We start from the raw sequence: 18,608 nt of genomic DNA on the forward strand, positions 1-18,608 counted from the left end.
CCGGCCGATATTTGTGAAGATGCAGCAATGTTGCAGTGCAGCACAAGCTGTATTATCCTGTTGCTCCAGATCAACTGCGGAATGATCTCATGCTGCAAGTCCTGTACCTGGTGCATGATCTTTCCGACCCTGCCGTTCGTCGCCGTGTGGTCATGCTGCAAGCGGGTGGTGCGGTCGTGACGCTCGCCGGTTTTCGCCGCAGCAGTGAAGCGGTAACGGAAGTGGCCGGCGTTGCGCCGATCGATCTCGGCAAGACCAGCGATGGCCGGTTCGCCCAGCGCCTGGCGGCGGTGGCGCAGGCGGCGCTGACGCTCAGAACCGCGCTGAGCAATGTGGCGAGGCCCGACGTCATCATCGGGCGCAATCTGGAGATGCTGGCGCTCGCCAACCGGGCGCGGACGGTCTTTTCCGGCAGGGTCCCCGCCAGCGACCGTGGGGAGCTTAAGGGCGGGGCAGACGATGTGCCGATCATCTATGAATGCCTCGACGTTCACCGCCTGCTTCTCAGGCAGGATTTGGCGGGAAAGGCGATCCGCTCGGCGGAGCGCGCGCTCGGCCGCCATGCGGCGCTGCTCATCACTTCGTCCCCGGCCTTCGTGAGGCAATATTTCGAGCCATTCGGCCAGATGGGAATGCCGGTGGAACTTGTTGAAAACAAGGTGTTGGAGCTCGGGCCAGACAAGGTCGGCAAGATTGAACCGGCGCCGATACCTGCCGCCGGCGAGCCCTGGAAGATCGGCTGGTTCGGCGCCTTGCGCTGCCGCCGGTCGCTGGAGCTTCTTTCGGAGTTCTCGCGCCGGATGGAGGGCAGGGTGGAGGTCATCCTGCGCGGCCGGCCTGCCTATACGGAGTTCGAGGATTTCGACGGTTTTGTCGCCGCCGAGCCGTTCATGCAGTTCCAAGGGCCTTATCGCAACCCGGAAGACCTGCCGCGCATCTATGGAGATGTGCATTTCTCCTGGGCCATCGACTTTTTCGAGGAAGGACAAAATTCCAGCTGGCTCCTGCCCAACAGGCTTTACGAGGGCTGCCGCTATCATTGCGTGCCGATCGCCATGCAGGGCACCGAGACCGCGCATTTCCTGAAGGCGCTGGATATCGGCTTCTCGCTTACCCGGCCCGATGCGGGCGAGCTCGTCGCGCTGTTCGATCAACTCGATGCGGAGCGATATGAAGGCGCGCGCGCCAAGGTTGCCGCACGGGACCGCAGCGTGTGGGTGTGCAACGAAGATGATTGTCGCGCGTTGGTAGGCCGGCTGCGCGCGCTCGTTCCGACGCGCCAGGGCGCCGACGCGCGAGTTGCGGCTTGATCGGCCGAAGGGGAACCGAGATGGAAACAGAAGAGGGAACAGCCTTGCCCAGCGCAACCAGCCGATGCCTGATTATCATCCCCTGTCTCAACGAGGCCGGGCATATCGGCGCGCTGCTCGAAAAGTTCAGCCTCGATGCCGAACGGCACGACATGAAGATCATCGTTGCCGATGGCGGCAGCACCGATGGGACGCCGCGGATCGTCGAAGAGATAATGCGGCGAAACCCCCGTGTCGTTCTCATGCACAATGAAAAGCGCATCCAGAGCGCGGCCATCAATCTAGCGGTCGCCACCCATGGCGATGGTTATGACTATTTCATCCGCATCGACGCGCACGGGAAATATCCCGACGGCTATTGTGAAGCGCTTCTCCTGGAAGCGGAAGAAAAAGGAGCCGATTCCGTCGTGGTCGCGATGGCGACGGAGGGTTTCAGCACTTTCCAGAAGGCTACCGCTTCCGCCCAGAATTCCAAGCTCGGCAATGGCGGTGCCAAGCATCGTGATGGCGCGAAGGGACATTGGACCGACCATGGCCACCACGCGCTGATGCGTATCGAGGCCTTCCGGCAGGTCGGCGGTTATGACGAGGCTTTCACGCACAATGAGGATGCCGAGCTCGATTACCGGCTGGTGAGAGCAGGCTTCCGCATCTGGATGACGGACAAGACGGTGATGGTCTATTATCCCCGGTCATCGGCTTCCTCTCTCTTCCGGCAATATCTCGGTTATGGGAGGGGCAGGGCGAAGAACCTCCTGAAACACCGTATCGTTCCAAAAGTCCGTCAAGCACTGCCGTTGATGGTGCTGCCGGTGGTGGCGGGAACCTTTCTTGGCGTTCTCCACTGGTCGGCGGTCGTGCCGGCCGTGCTGTGGGTGACGATCTGCCTCGGCTACGGCATCTGGATGGCGGTCGGCGAACGCAACCCCTACGGCCCGCTTGCCGCGGTGTCGGCGATGATCATGCATTTTGCCTGGTCGACAGGCTTCTGGCTGCAGCTCCTCGGTTTCCGCAAGCGCACGGGTTCGTCCTCATGAACAAAATGACCGAGAGCCGTTCAGCAGCATTGCGGATCGACATCGGCGTCTGCACCTATCGTCGCAAGGAGCTGGAGGCGACGCTGCGCTCGCTCGGCCGGATGGCGGTGCCGGACAATTGCCGCGTCCGCATCATCGTCGCCGACAATGATGTCGAGCCGAGCGCGGAGGAGCGAATTGCCGAAATCGCGCCCACACTGCCGTTCGAATTGCGCTATGTCCATTGCCCGGCTTCCAATATCTCGATAGCTCGCAACGCTTGCCTCGATGCGAGCAACGGCGATTTCATCGCCTTCATCGATGATGACGAAACGGCGTCGGAGAACTGGCTGGCCCATCTCCTGGCGACGGTGGGGGATACGGATGCCGATGCGGTGCTGGGACCGGTGCAGGCCTCTTACGGCGCGGATGCGCCGCGCTGGATGAGCAGGGGCGATTTCCATTCCACCTATCCCGTCTGGGTGAGGGGCGAAATCCGCACCGGCTATACCTGCAATGTCCTCCTACGGCGGGCGTCGCCTTTTGTTAGCGGCCGACGTTTCAGCCTGGCGCTCGGCCGCAGCGGCGGCGAAGACACGCAATATTTCGCCGAGCTCCATGAGGAGGGCGGCAGGATCGCCTACGCGCCGGAGGCATGGGTGCACGAACCGGTTCCCGCCGGACGGGCGCAGTTCTCGTGGCTCGCCAAACGGCGCTTCCGTGTCGGGCAGACGCACGGACGGCTCACTGGCCGCAAGGCGGCGGGCGTAGCGCTCGTCAAGCAGGTCGCCCTTGCAACGGCAAAGGCCGGCTACAGTTTCAGCGCCGCGCTCGCGACCGCCTTTTCAGCCACACACCGTAACCGCTCGATCCTGCGCGGTATCATGCATGCCGGCGTCCTCAGCGGCCTGATGGGCATTCGGGAGATCGAGCAATATGGCGAGACGGTCATGGCTCAGGCCAGCGGAGGCAAATCCCGTGCAACCTGACGTCAGCTTCGTCATCGCCGCCTATAATGCGGAAGACACGATCGGCCGCGCCATCGAAAGCGCGCTGGCGCAGCGGGGTGTCAGCGTTGAGGTGATTGTCGCGGACGACCGGTCGACCGATCGCACGGCGGCCGTTGCGGCATCCTATCCGGCGGATCAGGTTCATGTGGTGACGCTGGCGAAGAACAGCGGTCCGGGCGGCGCGCGCAATGCGGCGCTCGGCCTTGCCAAAGGCCGCTGGATCGCTGTGCTCGACGCCGATGACGCGGTGCTGGCCGATCGCATGGCGCGGATGATCGCGCGGGCCGAGAAAGCCGGGGCGCAGGCCACGGTGGACAATATCGAGGTGGTCCGCGAAGGCGAGGCGCGCGGGGAGCCGATGTTCCCACCCGAGCGGCTTGAAAGGATCGAAGAGATCACGCTTGCCGACTTCATCGGATCGAACCTCATTTTCAAGTCGACTTTCAATTTCGGCTATATGAAGCCGATATTCGCGCGCGATTTCATTGAGGCGCACGGACTTCGCTATGACGAGGACTTACGCATCGGCGAGGATTATATCTTTCTGGCGTCGATCCTGGCGAAGGGCGGCAAGCTCATTGTCGAGCCGAGTGTCGGATACGCCTATCACATCCGGTCCGGCTCGATCTCGCGCGTTCTCGAACTGCACCACATCGACTCCATGCTGGAGGCCGACAGGACGTTTCTCAAGCAATTCGAACTCGATGATGAAGCGAAGGCCGCCCAGGCACGGCGGACGCGGAGTCTCGAAGAGGCGCGATCCTTCGTTGCGCTGGTGGGGCATATCAAACAGCGCTCGTTCAAGGAAATCGTCAAGGTGGCGCTGCAGGATCCGCTGGCGCTACGGCATCTCTCCATGCCGATCGCGGTGCGGCTGAAGCGGCTCATGCCTTCGGCGGCGTCGCAGCGGCCGGGGTGAGTTCAATGAAGGTGGTGGGGCAGCAAAACAATTTCTTCCGCTCTCGAACGAAAAGGACATTTCGATGAAAGACGTCAAGAAAGCCATCATTCCCGTTGCCGGCCTTGGCACGCGGTTTCTGCCCGCGACCAAATCCATGCCAAAGGAAATGCTGACGATCGTGGACCGCCCGGTGGTGCAATATGCCGTGGATGAAGCCTTTGAGGCGGGAATCGAGCATATCGTCTTCGTCACCGGCCGTAACAAGGCGACGATCGAAGACTATTTCGATATCCAGCCTGAGCTGGTTTCGACGCTTTCCCAATCCGGCAAGATGGAACAGCTCGCCTCGCTGCAGCGGCTTCTGCCGCGGGCCGGGAGCATGAGCTTTACCCGGCAGCAATCGCCGCTCGGCCTCGGACACGCGGTCTGGTGCGCGCGCGACATCATCGGCGATGACCCTTTTGCGCTGCTCCTGCCTGATATGGTGACCTTCGGCAAGCGCGGTTGCATGGCCGGCATGGTTGAGCTCTACGAACGCACGGGCGGCAATCTGATCGCGGTCGAACAGTGCGATCCATCCGATACCAATAAATACGGCATCGTCGCCAAGGGGCGGGATATCGGCAAGGGGTTCGAGATCACCGGCATGGTGGAAAAGCCGGCTCCGGCGGTTGCGCCGTCGACCTACTATATCAACGGGCGCTATATCCTTCAGCCTGAAGTCTTTGATATACTGGAAAAACAGGAACGGGGCGCGGGTAACGAGATCCAGTTGACCGATGCCATGCTGCACCTTTCCAATGCCCAAGATTTCTTCGCCTATCCGTTCGAGGGCCGCACCTTCGATTGCGGGTCGAAGGAAGGCTTCATCGAAGCCAATGTGGCTTTCGCGCTGGCGCGGGCGGATATCCGCGATCGGGTTTTCGAACCGTTGCGCGATATCATCCTTTCACACGAGCCGACGACAGAAGCGGCTTAAGTTGAAAATTTCGGGAGCGCGCGGTCTGCTGCCAGGCAGAGGCCGCGCCTTACCATTTTTGAACTGCATATGAAGAATTGGCGGTACCATGCATCAAGGCAATCTTCCGTTTAACGGCAGGCTCGCGGTAAACGCGAAGGGGCAAGCGGATGCCGACAATTTCATCGATATCGAACAATTGCTCGCCATGGCGCGGCGGCAGGCGAAGACCGTCGCCATCGTCGCGGCGATCGGGCTCATGCTTGGCATCGTCAGCCTTATCTTTTCGACCTCCTACTATACGGCCGGGACGAGCATCCTGCTCGACGACAATCTCGGCAAGCTGGCGGACGAGCCGTCGCCCATGCCGGCCAATGCGCAGACCGACGCCACCATTCTCAGCCAGATCGCGATCCTGAAATCGACCGAACTCGCCGCCAAGGTGGTGGACCGCGAGAAGCTGACCGAAAACGCGACGTTCATGAACCCGCCACGCTCGCTCCTTTCGCGCATAAAGGGCGTAGCACAGGGCGTCATGGGTGTGTTCAGAGGTGGGGGGAAGGAAGCCGACGACACGTCCAGTTCCGCCGGGCCGCGCATGTATGCGGCCTCGATCCTCCAGAGCAATCTTAATGTCGAACGGCAGGGGCGCAGCTTCGTCATCGATCTCAATTATACGTCGAATGATCCGGTCCTGGCCGGCCGGATCGCGCGGGCGTATGCGGATGTCTATCTGGCCGATCAGCTGGACGCGAATTTCGATGCGACGCAGCGCGCCACCGTGTGGCTGCAGGGGCGTCTCGTCGATCTGAAGGAGAGTTCGCAGAAGGCGGCTCTGGAAGTCGAGCGCTACAGGGCGGAAAACGGACTTACGGCGGCGAAAGGCGCTCTGGTTTCGGAGCAGCAGCTCTCTGATCTCAATAGCCAGTTCATCTTGGCGCAGGCGGAAACGGCGCGGGCGCTTGCGCAATATAACCAGTATAAATCGATCCTTAACGGCGGCCCTGAAGCGGCTGTCAACAATGCGGCCGTCCTTTCCGATCAGTTGAATGCGTCGGTGATCGCACCGTTGAGAACCCGTTACCTGACAATCAGCAAGCGCATCCAGGAAATCACCAGCCGCTATGGCAAGGATCACCCCCAGGCGGTGAGCCTGCGCACCGAGCAGCAGGAGGTCGGGCGGCAAATCTTCCAAGAGCTGCAGCAGGCGACCGCGAGCCTGCGCAACCAGTACGAGGTTGCGAAGTCGCGCGAGACGTCGCTCAGGGAGAGCCTGCAAAAGGTGACCGGAGAGACTTCCACGGCAAACCAGTCACTTGTTCATCTCAGGGAACTGGAGCAGAGGTCCCAGGCGCTTGGCGATCTCTATCAGACCTACCTGAAGCGCTATCAGGAGGCGTCGCAGCAGCAATCCTTCCCGATCGCCAAGGCCCGCATCATTTCCGTCGCGTCGAAGCCGACCGATGCGTCGAGCCCGAAAAAGAAGATGGTGCTCGCCGCGTCGCTGCTGCTCGGCCTTTTCGCTGGGGCGGGCATCGGCGCCTGGCGTGAGTTCCGCGAGCGGTTCTTCCGAGTGGGCGAGGAAGTCCGCGCTATTCTGGGCGTCAAGTTCCTGGGCTATCTGCCGGCTGTCATTGGTTCCAGCGATGCCGGCACCCGCGGGTCTTCGGACGATCAGGGGCCAGCGCCGCGTGTCACCAATATGATGCGCGTTGCCATCGACTCGCCTGCCTCCGCCTTCGCCGAGACCCTGCGCAACGCCAAGGTGGCCGCCGACGTGGTGCTGCAGGGCAGGGAAAGCAAGGTGATCGGCATCATCTCGGCTTTGCCGAACGAGGGCAAATCCACGGTCGCGGCGAATTTCGCCGGGCTTCTTGCCGCCAACGGCGCGAAGACGCTTCTGGTCGATGGTGATCTGCGCAATCCGGGCCTGACGCGGGCGCTGTCCCTGGCGCCTCAGAAGGGGCTGGTGGAGGTCGTCGTGGGTGAGGTGCCTTGGCAGAGCGCGGTCAAGATTGACAGCAAGACGAAACTCGCCATCCTGCCGGCGGTGGTTCCCCGGCATCTGTCGCATACCAGCGAGCTCATCTCCTGCGCGGGCATGAAGAATTTCCTCGACGAGGCGCGCGGCGTCTTCGAATATATCATCGTCGATCTGCCGCCGCTTGGCCCGGTGGTCGATTCCAAGGCCTTCGCGCCGCTGGCCGACGGCTTCGTCATGGTGACGGAATGGGGCGTCACGCCGCGGCCGCTCGTCAAATCCATGCTGCAAGCGGAAAACCTGATCGCGCCGAAGATCCTGGGGCTGGTCCTCAACAAGGCCGACATGAAGCGGCTTTCGCAATATAGCGCCTACGGAAGCTCGGAACATTTCATGGACCGCTATTCGAGCTATTATCTCGATGATGCTTCCGCTTCAGGCAAGTCCTGAAAAAGAGCGATCACGTCGAGAAGATACGGCCCTTCCTGTTCCACAGGCGTAGCGCGCTGAGCCTGCCGGAATAGTAGGCGCCGGTATCGATATTGATCCGCCGCCCTTCCGGTCCCGCCTTTTCCACGGGCGTATGACCGTGGACCACCCATTGCTTGAGCAGGTGGGCGTTGCTTAAAAATTCGCTGCGGATGAAGACCAGATCCTCGTCCTTCTGTTCGTCGAGCGGTATGCCGGGCCGGATTCCCGCATGAACGAAGAGGAACGGCGCGGCATCGATGATGATCGGCAGCGAGCGCAGGAATTCCTTGTGTTTCCCGGGGATGGCCGAGCGGATTACATCGTCCAGTTCCTGCGATGAGCGATAGACCTGCCGCATATGATCCACATCCACGCCATAGGAGAGCAGGGTGGGGGCCGCGCCCATCTGCAGCCATTGCTCCAGCGAAAGATGCCCATCGAGATAGTCGAGCATCGCCATCTCGTGATTACCCATCAGGCAGATGCGATGAAAGCCCTGGGGTGGCGATCCCAGGAGATGCTCGACGATCTGCGCCGAGTCCGGTCCGCGGTCCACATAATCGCCGAGCATGACGATCAGCTTCGGGCCGGGCAGCCGGCGGGCATCCGCGGTGATGATGCGCTCCAGCGTCATCAGCTGGTCATAGCAGCCGTGCACGTCGCCGACGGCATAGGCCGCGATGCGCGAAATATCGATCGAAAGCCGCCGCCCTGGGGGGCGCTGGGCCGGTTTGGCGGATTTGAGGGACCGAAAGAGATTTTTCACCGAACTTCCCGCACGCTAAGTTATTGAGAAGTCTAGGCGGATATGCCGCTCCTGGCTACAGCATCGGTCTGAAAATCGGAATCGATTTTCAGAAAGCCTGATGCGTAGACTCAATAACGTACAGCGTCCTTTGTGCGTCCTAACGGACACACGGCGCTGTAGGCTATCCGTGCGTTGCGGCCTCGATCGCCTCGCCGCGGATCTCCTCGGTAAGCTTGAGGCGCAGTTCGGAGAATTCCGGGCTGGCCTTCACCGTATAATGGCGCGGATGGGGAAGGGGAACCTGAGTGATCGATTTGATGCGACCCGGACGCGCCGTCATGGTGACGACCCGCGAGGCCATGAAGATCGCCTCCTCGATATCATGGGTGACGAAAATCACCGTCTTCTGCTCGCGCTCCCATATGCCGAGCAGGAGTTCCTGCATCAGCCCACGCGTCTGGTTGTCGAGCGCGCCGAAAGGCTCGTCCAGAAGCAGGATCTTCGGGTTGTTGGCGATTGCGCGGGCGATTGCCGTGCGCTGCTGCATGCCGCCCGAAAGCTGCTTCGGCCAATGGTTCTCGAAGCCACGCAGGCCGACCTTGTCGATATAGCTGTCGACGATCTCCCATTTTTGCCTTTCGGGCACGCCCTTTTCGCGCAGGCCGAAGGCGACGTTGTCGCGAATGGTGAGCCATGGAAAGAGCGTATAGGACTGGAACACCATCCCCCGATCCGCGCCCGGACCTCTGATGACCTGGCCTTCGAGGGTCACCGTGCCGGTTGTCGGGCGGTCGAGGCCGGCGACGATGCGCAGAAGCGTCGATTTTCCGCAGCCGGAAGGCCCGAGAATCGATACGAAATCGTTGCGCTCGATCGTGAGATCGGTCGGGCGCAGCGCTTCGGTCGGCTGGCCGCCGCGCACGCCCGGAAAGATGCGGCTGACGCCCTTCATGACGAGTTCGCTATTATCGGGCATCAGGCAAGCCTCCAGGCGAAGAGCCAGCGGTTTAGTGATTTGAAGGCAAAATCCGAGATCAACCCGATCACGCCGATGACGATGATGCCGAAGATGATCTGGCCGGTGGCGAGAAGCGCCTGGCTGTTGATGATCATATAGCCGATGCCGGACGATGCGCCGATCAGCTCGGCGACGATCACATAGGTCCAGGCCCAGCCAAGCACGAGGCGGAGCGTCTCGGCGACATCGGGCGCGTTGGCGGGGATGAGCACACGGCGCACAATGCCGTTGTCGCCGGCGCCGAGCGTATAGGCGGCTTCGACCAGATCGCGCCGCGTCGCCGAAACGGAGACGGCCACCATCAGGATGATCTGGAATACGGCGCCGATGAAGATCACCAGGAGCTTCTGCGTCTCGCCGATGCCGGCCCACAGGATCAGAAGCGGTACGAAGGCCGAAGCGGGCAGATAGCGGGCGAAGGAGACGAAGGGCTCGAGCAGCGCCTCGATCGGCTTGTAGGCGCCCATGGCGATGCCGAGCGGCACGGCGACGAGGGAGGCGAGGATGAAGCCGCCGACGACCCGCCATACGGTGATGGCGATATCCCAGAGGAAGCCCTGCTTCGTCAGCAGGAGCCAGCCATCCTGAAGCATGGTCAGCGGATCGGCCAGGAATGTCTTCGAAACAAAACCGCCGAAGGTGGCGAAAGACCATCCGGCGATGAAAAGGACGAAGAAGAGGATGCCGAGAAGAACACGGCTGCGTGGGCTGATCGGTTCGAGAGGATGCACTTTCGCCCCTTGCAAAAAACGGCAAAGCGCTCCCCTGAAGGGAACGCTTTGCCTCTATGGGATGGCTTACTTGATGAAGCTGGTATCGACGATCGACGACAGGTCCGGCTTGGACTTGATCACTCCGATCTCGAGCAGCAGGTCGGCGGCTTCGGCGGAGAAGGTCTTGAACTCGCCTTCGAAGAAGGCCTGGTTGGCGGCCTTGTCCTGCCAGCGGAGATATTGCGCCGATTGGCCGAAGGCCTCGCCGCTCTGCTTCACATCAGCGCCCATGATCTCAAACGACTTGGCCTTGTCGCTCTCGATCATCTGCAGGGCCTCGAAATAGCTGTCGGCCAGCGCCTTCGCCGCTTCCGGGTTCTTCTCGAGGAAAGCGGGGGTGCAGCCGAACGTATCCATTACCGCGGGATAGTCGAGCGTGGTGGCGAGGATCTTGCCCTTGTCAGGGGCGGCGCGCACGGTCGAAAGATAGGGCTCATAGGTCATTGCCGCATCGTTCTGGCCGGCAACGAAGGCCTGCGCCGCAGGGCCGGGCTCCATGTTGACGACTTTCACGTCCTTCATGGACAGGCCGTTATGCTTGAGGATCCAGGCAAGCAGGAAATAGGGCGATGTGCCGGGCGCGGATGCTGCGACGGACTTGCCCTTCAGGTCGGCGACTTTTTCCACGTCGTTGCGGACCGCAATGCCATCCGCGCCGTAGGATTTGTCGAGCTGAAAAATCTGCTTGGTGGCGACACCCGCCGCGTTCCAGACGATCCAGGTCTCGACGGTCGTAGCGGCGCACTGGATATCGCCCGAGGCCAGCGCCAGATGTCGGCTCGCCTGCGGGATCTTGTTCAGCGTGACGTCCAGACCGTGCTTCTTGAAGATGCCGGCTTCCTTGGCGAGCGTCAGCGGCGCAAAGCCCGTCCAGCCCGAGAATCCGACCGAAACCGCCGTATCGGCGCGCGCGGCTGTGGAAATCGACAGCGCCGCGAACGCCGCGGCGGCAACCCATGCTTTCTTCATCGTCTGGAACCCCTGTTGTGTTTTTAGGCAACTGTTCTGGTTGCCTTTTATACAAGCATAGTAGCCATGGCCATGGCTTTTTGTCTAGACAAAAGCATTGCCATACAGGGGCATTCTATCATCCGCGACGGATCTCGATGAGGAAAAATGTGCCGGTGCCGGAAAGTCTCAACGTTTTTTCGGCGGCTTCATCGAGGACAAGGCAATCGAGAGGGGTCAACTGCGCCGACAGGTCGTCGCCATCCACCTCGATGGTGCCACGATGGCAGAAGAGGAGAGCAGGCGTGCCCGTCGCCGTCAACGCCGTCTGGTGGTCGATATGCATGCGGCGGACCGAATGGGTGAAGCCGCCGCGCCGCGTCATGACGTTCAGATCGGTGATCGGCCCGTCCGTCAGCCGGGCATCGACGGCGGCATCGGCGGGGAAGGGCAGGGGCTCAGAGGCGGCATCGAGACGAACCGCGCCTTGTCCGGCGATGGAGAGCTCCATGCCATTGCCTTCGAGGATGCTGAGCGTGCGGTCGATACCGGGGAAGATCGAGAAGGGGCCGTCACCCGCGACCTTCGCCATGCTGACGCGCCAGTCGAAATCCGACAACCCGGCATCAGGCGGAAAGACGGCGATCTCCGTCGTCTCCCCACCGCCGTTCTTCCAGGGCATGCGGCGGTGATCCGCCGCCCGCAGAAGCGAGGCCACCATTAGCCGAGCCATCCATTGGAGGCGGCCCAGAAGGCGACCGGGGCCGCGAGCAGGATGCTGAGCGCGGTGCGGATATACCAGATCACGATCAGGTCGCGGAATTTGAGCGGAACCGACGTCGCCAGTACGCAGGGGATCGAGGCCGAAAGGAACAGCACCTGGCTGACGGAGACGACCGCCGCCACGAATTTCAGCGCCGCGTCGCCATCCTTCAGCAGAATGGCCGGCAGGAACATCTCGGCCAGGCCGGACGCCATCGATTTGGCCGCCAGCATCGGATCGCCAAGCTGTGCGATCCAGGTGAACGGATAGAGCGCGAGGCCGAGCACGTCGAAGATCGGCGTATATTTGGCGGCGAGGAGCCCCAGGAGGCCGACCGCCATGATGCTGGGCAGGATCATGGATGCCATGCGCAGGCCGTCGAGGAAGGTCGCGCCGAGCAGCGAGCGGATGCCTGGAGCCTTGCCGGCCTGGCTGATGCCGGCGTCTATAGCGGCCGCAACGCGCCCCTTGCCCTCGGGCAAGGGCAGGTCGCGATCGCCCTTATGCTCCATCCGGCTGAGCGGCCAGATACGCGCGGTGATGGCCGAGACGAGAAAGGTGATGATGAAGGTCGACCAGAAATAGAGGTTCCAGGTACCCATCAGGCCAAGCGTCTTGGCGACGATGATCATGAAGGTCGCCGAAACGGTGGAAAAGCCGGTGGCGACGATCGCCGCTTCGCGCGGGGTGTATTTGCCTTCCTTGTAGACCCGGTCGGTGATGAGGAGGGCCAGCGAATAGCTGCCGACGAAGGAGGCGACCGCGTCGATGGCCGACCAGCCGGGCGTGCGCCAGACGGGACGCATGATGGGCTGGACGATGATGCCGGTGAATTCGAGAAGCCCGTAACCGATGAGGAAGGCGAGCGCCAGCCCACCGATGGGTACGATCAGGCCGACGGAGAGCACCAGCTTGTCGAACAGGAAGGGCAGCATGTCTGGCTGGTAAAGAGCCGCCGGTCCAACGCCCGCCAGATACATGCCTGTGAGAACGAGGCCCAGCACGCGCAGCAGCGAGAATATCGTTTCGGTGACATTCTTGTTCCATGTGCCACGGATGAAAGGTGCGAGCGCGCCGTAGGCAATCAGCGCCGTCACGAAGACGAGCGCCGCAGGCCGCAATTGGGTGGCGATGGCCGTAGCCGCATGGTCCAGCAGGATCGTCGATTTGCCGCCGATGGTGACGGGCACGAAAAAGAAGAAAATGCCAATGAAGCTGTAGACGATGAGCTTCAGGGCGGCCATGCCCCGCGAACCATCATGCGTGAGTGTCGAATCCGTCATTGCAGTTCCCATTTACATAGACAGGCGGCCCATTTTTTCTCGCAAGTCCGCTGGGAAAACAGTTCCTGTTTTTCCCGGGAAAACCGCTTCACACTTTTCCTGGACTTGCTTTCTGGGCCGCATCGCAGAATTTTCTCAGTTGCCGAGAATGGCGGGCAGGCGCAGGCCCTTTTCCCTGGCGCAGTCGATGGCCACGTCATAGCCCGCATCGGCGTGGCGCATGACGCCGGTTGCCGGGTCGTTCCACAGCACCCGCTCGATGCGGCGTGCCGCGTCTTCCGTGCCATCGCAGCAGATGACCATGCCGGAATGCTGGGAGAAGCCCATGCCGACGCCGCCGCCATGGTGCAACGACACCCAGGTCGCGCCGGAGGCGGTGTTGAGCAGCGCATTCAAAAGAGGCCAGTCGGAAACGGCATCCGAGCCGTCCTTCATGGCTTCCGTCTCGCGGTTCGGCGATGCGACGGAGCCGGAGTCGAGATGGTCGCGGCCGATGACGATGGGCGCTTTCAGCTCGCCGTTCTTCACCATCTCGTTGAAGGCGAGGCCGAGCTTGTGGCGGTCGCCAAGGCCGACCCAGCAGATGCGGGCGGGCAGGCCCTGGAAGGCGATGCGCTCCTTCGCCATATCAAGCCAGTTGTGCAGGTGCTTGTTGTCGGGCAGCAGCTCCTTCACCTTGGCGTCGGTCTTGTAGATATCCTCGGGATCGCCGGAAAGCGCGGCCCAGCGGAAGGGACCGATGCCGCGGCAGAACAGCGGGCGGATATAGGCCGGTACGAAGCCGGGGAAGGCGAAGGCGTTTTCCAGCCCTTCGTCCTTCGCGACCTGGCGGATATTGTTGCCATAATCGAGGGTCGGAATGCCCTGGTCCCAGAAGGCCAGCATCGCCTCGACATGCTCGCGCATCGAGGCGCGGGCAGCCTTCTCCACCGCCTTCGGGTCGCTTTCGCGCTTCTGGCGCCATTCGGCGAGCGTCCAGCCCTTCGGCAGATAACCGTTAATCGGGTCGTGTGCCGAGGTCTGGTCCGTGACGATATCAGGGCGCACGCCGCGGCGCACCAGCTCGGGCAGGACTTCCGCCGCGTTGCCGAGCAGGCCGACGGATTTCGCCTCGCCCGCCTTCGTCCAGCGGTCGATCATCTCCAGCGCCTCGTCAAGCGTTTCGGCCTTGGCGTCGAGATAGCGGGTGCGCAGGCGGAAATCGATCGAATCCGGGTTGCATTCGACGGCAAGGCACGAGGCGCCCGCCATGACGGCGGCCAGCGGCTGTGCGCCACCCATGCCGCCAAGGCCGCCGGTCAGGATCCACTTGCCCTTGAGATTGCCGCCATAATGCTGGCGTCCGGCCTCGACGAAGGTCTCATAGGTGCCCTGAACGATGCCCTGCGTGCCGATATAGATCCACGAGCCGGCGGTCATCTGGCCATACATGGCGAGACCCTTTTTATCGAGCTCGTTGAAATGGTCCCAGGTCGCCCAATGCGGCACCAGATTGGAATTGGCGATCAGCACGCGGGGTGCATTGGCATGGGTCTTGAAAACGCCGACCGGCTTGCCCGACTGGACCAGCAGCGTCTCGTCTTCCTCCAGCGTTTTCAGCGTCGAGACGATGCGGTCGAAATCGTCCCACGTACGCGCCGCGCGGCCGATGCCGCCATAGACCACCAACTCGTTCGGGTTCTCCGCCACGTCGGGGTCGAGATTGTTCATCAGCATGCGCAGCGGCGCTTCGGTCATCCAGCTTTTGGCGTTGAGCTCGGTTCCGCGCGGCGCCCGGATTTCGCGGATATTATGGCGTGGGTTGGTCATGGAGTTCCCTCTTAAGATTTCAGAGTGGGCGCGATCTTTTCGATGCGCTGGAGAATGGCTTTCAGGTGGACGCGCAGCTTTTCAGCCTTGGCCTCGTCATAGGCGAAGGGCGGCGTCTCGGAGGCGAGGTGGGTCGATTGCGCCAGTTCCATCTGGATGGCGTGAACGCCTGTTTCCGGCTTGCCATAATGGCGCGTCGTCCAGCCGCCCTTGAAGCGCCCGTTGAGGATGGATGTGTAGCCTTCCGCCGCTGCGGTGATATCGCGTGTCACCGCTTCGATCGCGGGCGCGCAAGTGTTGCCATTGTCGGTGCCGATGTTGAAATCGGGCAGCTTGCCTTCGAAGAGGAAGGGGATATGCGAGCGGATCGAATGGCAATCATAGAGGATGGCGACGCCGTGGATCGCCTTCACACGCTCGATCTCGGCGGCAAGGGCGGCGTGATAGGGCGCATGGAAGGCGGCAAGCCGCGCCGCGGTGTCGGCCTCATCAGGAGCCTGACCATCCAGCCAGATCGGTTCGCCGTCAAAATCCGTTTCGGGGATCAGACCCGTGGTGTTCTGGCCGGGATAAAGGCTTACGCCCGCAGGATCGCGATTGGCGTCGATCACGTAACGGTGGAAGGTGGCGCGCACCGTGGTCGCATCGGGCAGAAGGCCGTCATAGAGCCTGTGGATGTGCCAGTCGGTATCGGCGAGCAGGCGGCCATTGGCGTTGAGTCTTTCCCAAATTTCGGGTGGCACATCAGTTCCCGTATGGGGCAAACCGAGAATGACGGGCGAATTGCCCTGCTTCACTTCGAATACGGGCATGTCAGTTGTCCAGTGCGGGGAGAATATCGGCGGAGACGGAAGCGTTGAGCGCGCCGGTGGCGACGAGATCGCCTGCCGCTTTCAGGTCATCAGCCATATAGCGGTCGATCTCGAGTTCGGGCACCGCATCGCGGATGACGGCATGGGCCTTGAGCAGTTCCGGGCTGGTCTTGAGCGGCTGGCGGAAATCAAGCCCCTGCGCGGCAGTCAGCGCCTCGATGCCGATGATGGAGAAGAGGTTTTCGGTCATCTGCAAAAGGCGGCGCGCCCCGTGGCAGGCCATGGAGACATGATCTTCCTGATTGGCGGATGTCGGCGTGGAATCGACCGATGCCGGGTGCGACATCTGCTTGTTCTCGCTCATTAGCGCAGCGGAGGTGACCTCGGCGATCATCAGGCCGGAATTGAGCCCCGGCTTTTTGGCGAGAAAGGCCGGGAGGCCGAAGCTCAACGCGGGATCGACCAGCAGGGCGATGCGTCTCTGCGCAATCGCTCCAATTTCGCAGATGGCGATCGCGATCTGGTCGGCGGCGAAGGCCACCGGCTCGGCATGGAAATTGCCGCCCGAGATGACCGAGCCATCGCTCACGACAAGCGGGTTGTCGGTGACGGCATTGGCCTCGATTTCCAGCGTGCGGGCGGCCATGCGCAAGAGATCGAGACATGCGCCGTCGACCTGCGGCTGGCAGCGGATGCAGTAGGGGTCCTGCACGCGCTCGTCGCCTTCCAGATGGCTCGCTCGGATTTCGGAACCTTCGAGGAGGGTGCGCAGCGCATAAGCCGTATCGATCTGCCCCTTATGGCCGCGCAGCGTATGGATTTCCGGGTGGAAAGGCGCGGAGGAGCCCATCGCGGCGTCGGTGGAAAGCGCGCCGGTAATCAGGGCGCTCTGCGCGGCGCGATGCGCGCGGAACAAGCCGGCAAAGGCGAGCGCGGTGGAAACCTGCGTGCCGTTGATGAGGGCGAGCCCTTCCTTGGCGGCAAGCACCACGGGTTTCAGCCCGGCCCTCGACAGCGCTTCGCGGGCGGCGAGCCGCTCACCCTGATAAAATGCTTCGCCTTCGCCGATCATCGCGGCGGCCATATGGGCCAGCGGTGCTAGATCGCCCGATGCGCCGACGGAGCCTTTCTCCGGGATAACGGGGATAACGCCCTTTTCCAGCATGTCCTCGATGAGCCGGATGATCTCCAGCCGCACGCCGGAAGCGCCGCGCCCGAGCGAGATCAGCTTCAGCGCCATGATGAGGCGGACGATCTCCTCCGGGAAAGGCGCGCCGACGCCGCAGCAATGCGACAGGATCAGGTTGCGCTGGAGGGTGGCGACATCGGCGGTATTAATGCGGATGCTCGCCAGCTTGCCGAAGCCGGTGTTGACGCCATAGACCGGCTGGTCGCCCCCCGCGATTTCGGTGATGCGGGCCGAGGCCTTTTCGATCGCCGGATGGAATGACGGGTCGATCCGCGCCTCTGCCCCAGTCCAGTAGATGGCTTCAAGCGTACGCAGCGGTACGGAGCCGGGTTCAAGCATAATCGGGGTCATCTGCCCCTCCATACGCGCCGGTGCAAGGGATTGAACCCCATGCGATAGACGAGTTCCGCCGGCCGCTCGATGTCCCAAATGGCGAGATCGGCCCATTTTCCGACTTCGAGCGTGCCCGTCTCACTAAGAATGCCGATGGCACGCGCGGCCTCGCGGGTCACTCCGGCGATGCATTCATCTACCGTCAGGCGGAACAGCGTTGCGCTCATATTCATGGTGAGAAGCAGCGAAGTCAGTGGCGAGGTGCCGGGATTGCTGTCGGTGGCGATGGCGACCTTGACGCCGTGTTTCCGCAGTTCCTCAACTGGCGGCAATTGCTTCTCGCGGATGAAGTAGAACGCACCGGGCAGCAGCACCGCCACGGTGCCGGCCTTGGCCATCGCGATGATGCCGGCTTCGTCGGTATACTCCATATGATCGACGGAGAGCGCGTCGAATTCGGCTGCCAGTTTCGCCCCATGCAGGTTCGACAGTTGGTCGGCGTGGAGCTTGACCGGCAGGTCATGTTTCTGCGCCGCGCGGAAGACCTGGGCGATCTGCTCCGGCGAGAAGGCGATGCCTTCACAGAATCCGTCGACGGCGTCGGCGAGCCCTTCCGCGGCGATAACCGGCAGCATTTCGCCTGCTACACGGTCGATGTAAGCCTGCTTATCGCCGTTTGCCTCGGGCGGAAGGGCATGTGCGCCAAGAAAGGTCGTACGCACGGTTACGGACCGTTCGTTTGCGAGCTGCCTTGCGACCTTCAATGATTTGCGTTCATTTTCCAGATCGAGCCCGTAACCGGACTTGACTTCGACCGTGGTGGCGCCTTCGGCAATCAGCGTGTCGAGCCGGGGCAGGGTTTCGCACAGCAAATCCTCTTCGCTGGCGGCCCGCAACGCCTTGACCGAGGAGACGATGCCGCCGCCCGCCTTCGCCACTTCCTCGTAGGTTGCGCCGGCAAGCCGCATCTCGAATTCGTGCGCGCGATTTCCGGCGTAGACGAGATGGGTATGGCAGTCGATCAGGCCGGGGGTGATCCAGCGGCCTTCGCAATCGATCTGCTCAAGCGCTGCAAGCGAGGAAGGGAGGTCCGCCTCCGGTCCGGCATAGGCGATGCGCCCGTCCCGGACGGCCACCGCACCCTTCTCCACGGTGCCGAGCCCGGGGAGGTTTTCGCTGAGCGTGGCCAGACGCGCATTGCGCCAGAGCCGGTCTTTACGGTGATCGGTGCTTTCCGCCATGATGGTTTCCTGCTTCCCCTGTTTGGCGATAATGTATATACATA

16 protein-coding genes are annotated in these 18,608 nt (G+C 62.2%); 6 read left to right on the plus strand and 10 right to left on the minus strand.

Going from position 1 to position 18,608, the window contains the following annotated elements; genetic code table 11:
- Nucleotides 1-89: 89 nt before the first annotated feature.
- From ATN84_RS27265 to ATN84_RS13665, 6 genes are all read left to right on the plus strand, one after another.
- Complete coding sequence (locus tag ATN84_RS27265; RefSeq protein ID WP_068882194.1) at nucleotides 90-1,310, plus strand: glycosyltransferase family protein; 1,221 nt, start codon at nucleotides 90-92, stop codon at nucleotides 1,308-1,310.
- A 20-nt stretch (nucleotides 1,311-1,330) separates the two neighbouring features.
- Complete coding sequence (locus tag ATN84_RS27270) at nucleotides 1,331-2,347, plus strand: glycosyltransferase family 2 protein (protein WP_068882195.1); 1,017 nt, start codon at nucleotides 1,331-1,333, stop codon at nucleotides 2,345-2,347.
- Between the two features lie 5 nt (nucleotides 2,348-2,352).
- Nucleotides 2,353-3,315, plus strand: a complete 963-nt coding sequence (locus ATN84_RS13650; protein WP_068882648.1) for a glycosyltransferase family 2 protein — start codon at nucleotides 2,353-2,355, stop codon at nucleotides 3,313-3,315.
- Nucleotides 3,305-4,255 carry a glycosyltransferase family 2 protein gene (locus ATN84_RS13655; RefSeq protein ID WP_201026372.1) on the plus strand — a complete coding sequence of 317 codons (951 nt, stop codon included), beginning with the start codon at nucleotides 3,305-3,307 and terminating at the stop codon, nucleotides 4,253-4,255. The genes ATN84_RS13650 and ATN84_RS13655 overlap by 11 nt, the downstream gene beginning before the upstream one ends.
- Before the next feature lie 64 nt (nucleotides 4,256-4,319).
- Nucleotides 4,320-5,216 (plus strand): UTP--glucose-1-phosphate uridylyltransferase, encoded by an 897-nt coding sequence (locus tag ATN84_RS13660; RefSeq protein ID WP_068882197.1) that lies wholly within the window; start codon nucleotides 4,320-4,322, stop codon nucleotides 5,214-5,216.
- A gap of 88 nt (nucleotides 5,217-5,304) precedes the next feature.
- Nucleotides 5,305-7,626, plus strand: a complete 2,322-nt coding sequence (locus tag ATN84_RS13665) for a Wzz/FepE/Etk N-terminal domain-containing protein (protein WP_068882198.1) — start codon at nucleotides 5,305-5,307, stop codon at nucleotides 7,624-7,626.
- Nucleotides 7,627-7,636: 10 nt separating this feature from the next.
- On the opposite strand, the gene ATN84_RS13670 is transcribed toward ATN84_RS13665, so the two are convergent.
- The 10 genes from ATN84_RS13670 to hutI all read right to left on the minus strand — a co-directional run bounded on the left by ATN84_RS13670 (nucleotide 7,637) and on the right by hutI (nucleotide 18,564).
- Entirely contained in the window at nucleotides 7,637-8,413 is a 777-nt protein-coding gene (locus ATN84_RS13670; protein WP_068882199.1) for a metallophosphoesterase family protein, read from the minus strand.
- 163 nt (nucleotides 8,414-8,576) lie between these two features.
- Entirely contained in the window at nucleotides 8,577-9,371 is a 795-nt protein-coding gene (locus ATN84_RS13675) for an ABC transporter ATP-binding protein (RefSeq protein WP_068882200.1), read from the minus strand.
- Nucleotides 9,371-10,144, minus strand: a complete 774-nt coding sequence (locus ATN84_RS13680) for an ABC transporter permease (RefSeq protein ID WP_068882201.1) — start codon at nucleotides 10,142-10,144, stop codon at nucleotides 9,371-9,373. Before ATN84_RS13680 ends, ATN84_RS13675 begins: the two co-directional genes overlap by 1 nt.
- Nucleotides 10,145-10,210: 66 nt before the next feature.
- Complete coding sequence (locus tag ATN84_RS13685; protein WP_068882202.1) at nucleotides 10,211-11,155, minus strand: ABC transporter substrate-binding protein; 945 nt, start codon at nucleotides 11,153-11,155, stop codon at nucleotides 10,211-10,213.
- A gap of 118 nt (nucleotides 11,156-11,273) precedes the next feature.
- Nucleotides 11,274-11,855: a HutD/Ves family protein gene (locus tag ATN84_RS13690; RefSeq protein ID WP_068882203.1), complete on the minus strand. Its 582-nt coding sequence runs from the start codon at nucleotides 11,853-11,855 to the stop codon at nucleotides 11,274-11,276.
- On the minus strand, nucleotides 11,855-13,180 hold the full coding sequence (locus ATN84_RS13695; protein ID WP_068882204.1) for a YjiH family protein: 1,326 nt from the start codon (nucleotides 13,178-13,180) through the stop codon (nucleotides 11,855-11,857). The genes ATN84_RS13690 and ATN84_RS13695 overlap by 1 nt, the downstream gene beginning before the upstream one ends.
- Nucleotides 13,181-13,315: 135 nt before the next feature.
- Entirely contained in the window at nucleotides 13,316-14,989 is a 1,674-nt protein-coding gene (gene hutU, locus ATN84_RS13700; protein WP_068882205.1) for a urocanate hydratase, read from the minus strand.
- A gap of 11 nt (nucleotides 14,990-15,000) precedes the next feature.
- On the minus strand, nucleotides 15,001-15,801 hold the full coding sequence (hutG, locus tag ATN84_RS13705) for an N-formylglutamate deformylase (RefSeq protein ID WP_068882206.1): 801 nt from the start codon (nucleotides 15,799-15,801) through the stop codon (nucleotides 15,001-15,003).
- A gap of 1 nt (nucleotide 15,802) precedes the next feature.
- Nucleotides 15,803-17,341, minus strand: a complete 1,539-nt coding sequence (hutH, locus tag ATN84_RS13710; protein WP_068882207.1) for a histidine ammonia-lyase — start codon at nucleotides 17,339-17,341, stop codon at nucleotides 15,803-15,805.
- Nucleotides 17,338-18,564 (minus strand): imidazolonepropionase, encoded by a 1,227-nt coding sequence (hutI, locus tag ATN84_RS13715; protein ID WP_153020240.1) that lies wholly within the window; start codon nucleotides 18,562-18,564, stop codon nucleotides 17,338-17,340. Before hutI ends, hutH begins: the two co-directional genes overlap by 4 nt.
- Between the last annotated feature and the right edge of the window lie 44 nt (nucleotides 18,565-18,608).

Origin of the sequence: Paramesorhizobium deserti (assembly GCF_001558695.1) — a bacterium.
GTDB classification, from domain to species: Bacteria; Pseudomonadota; Alphaproteobacteria; order Rhizobiales; family Rhizobiaceae; genus Paramesorhizobium; species Paramesorhizobium deserti.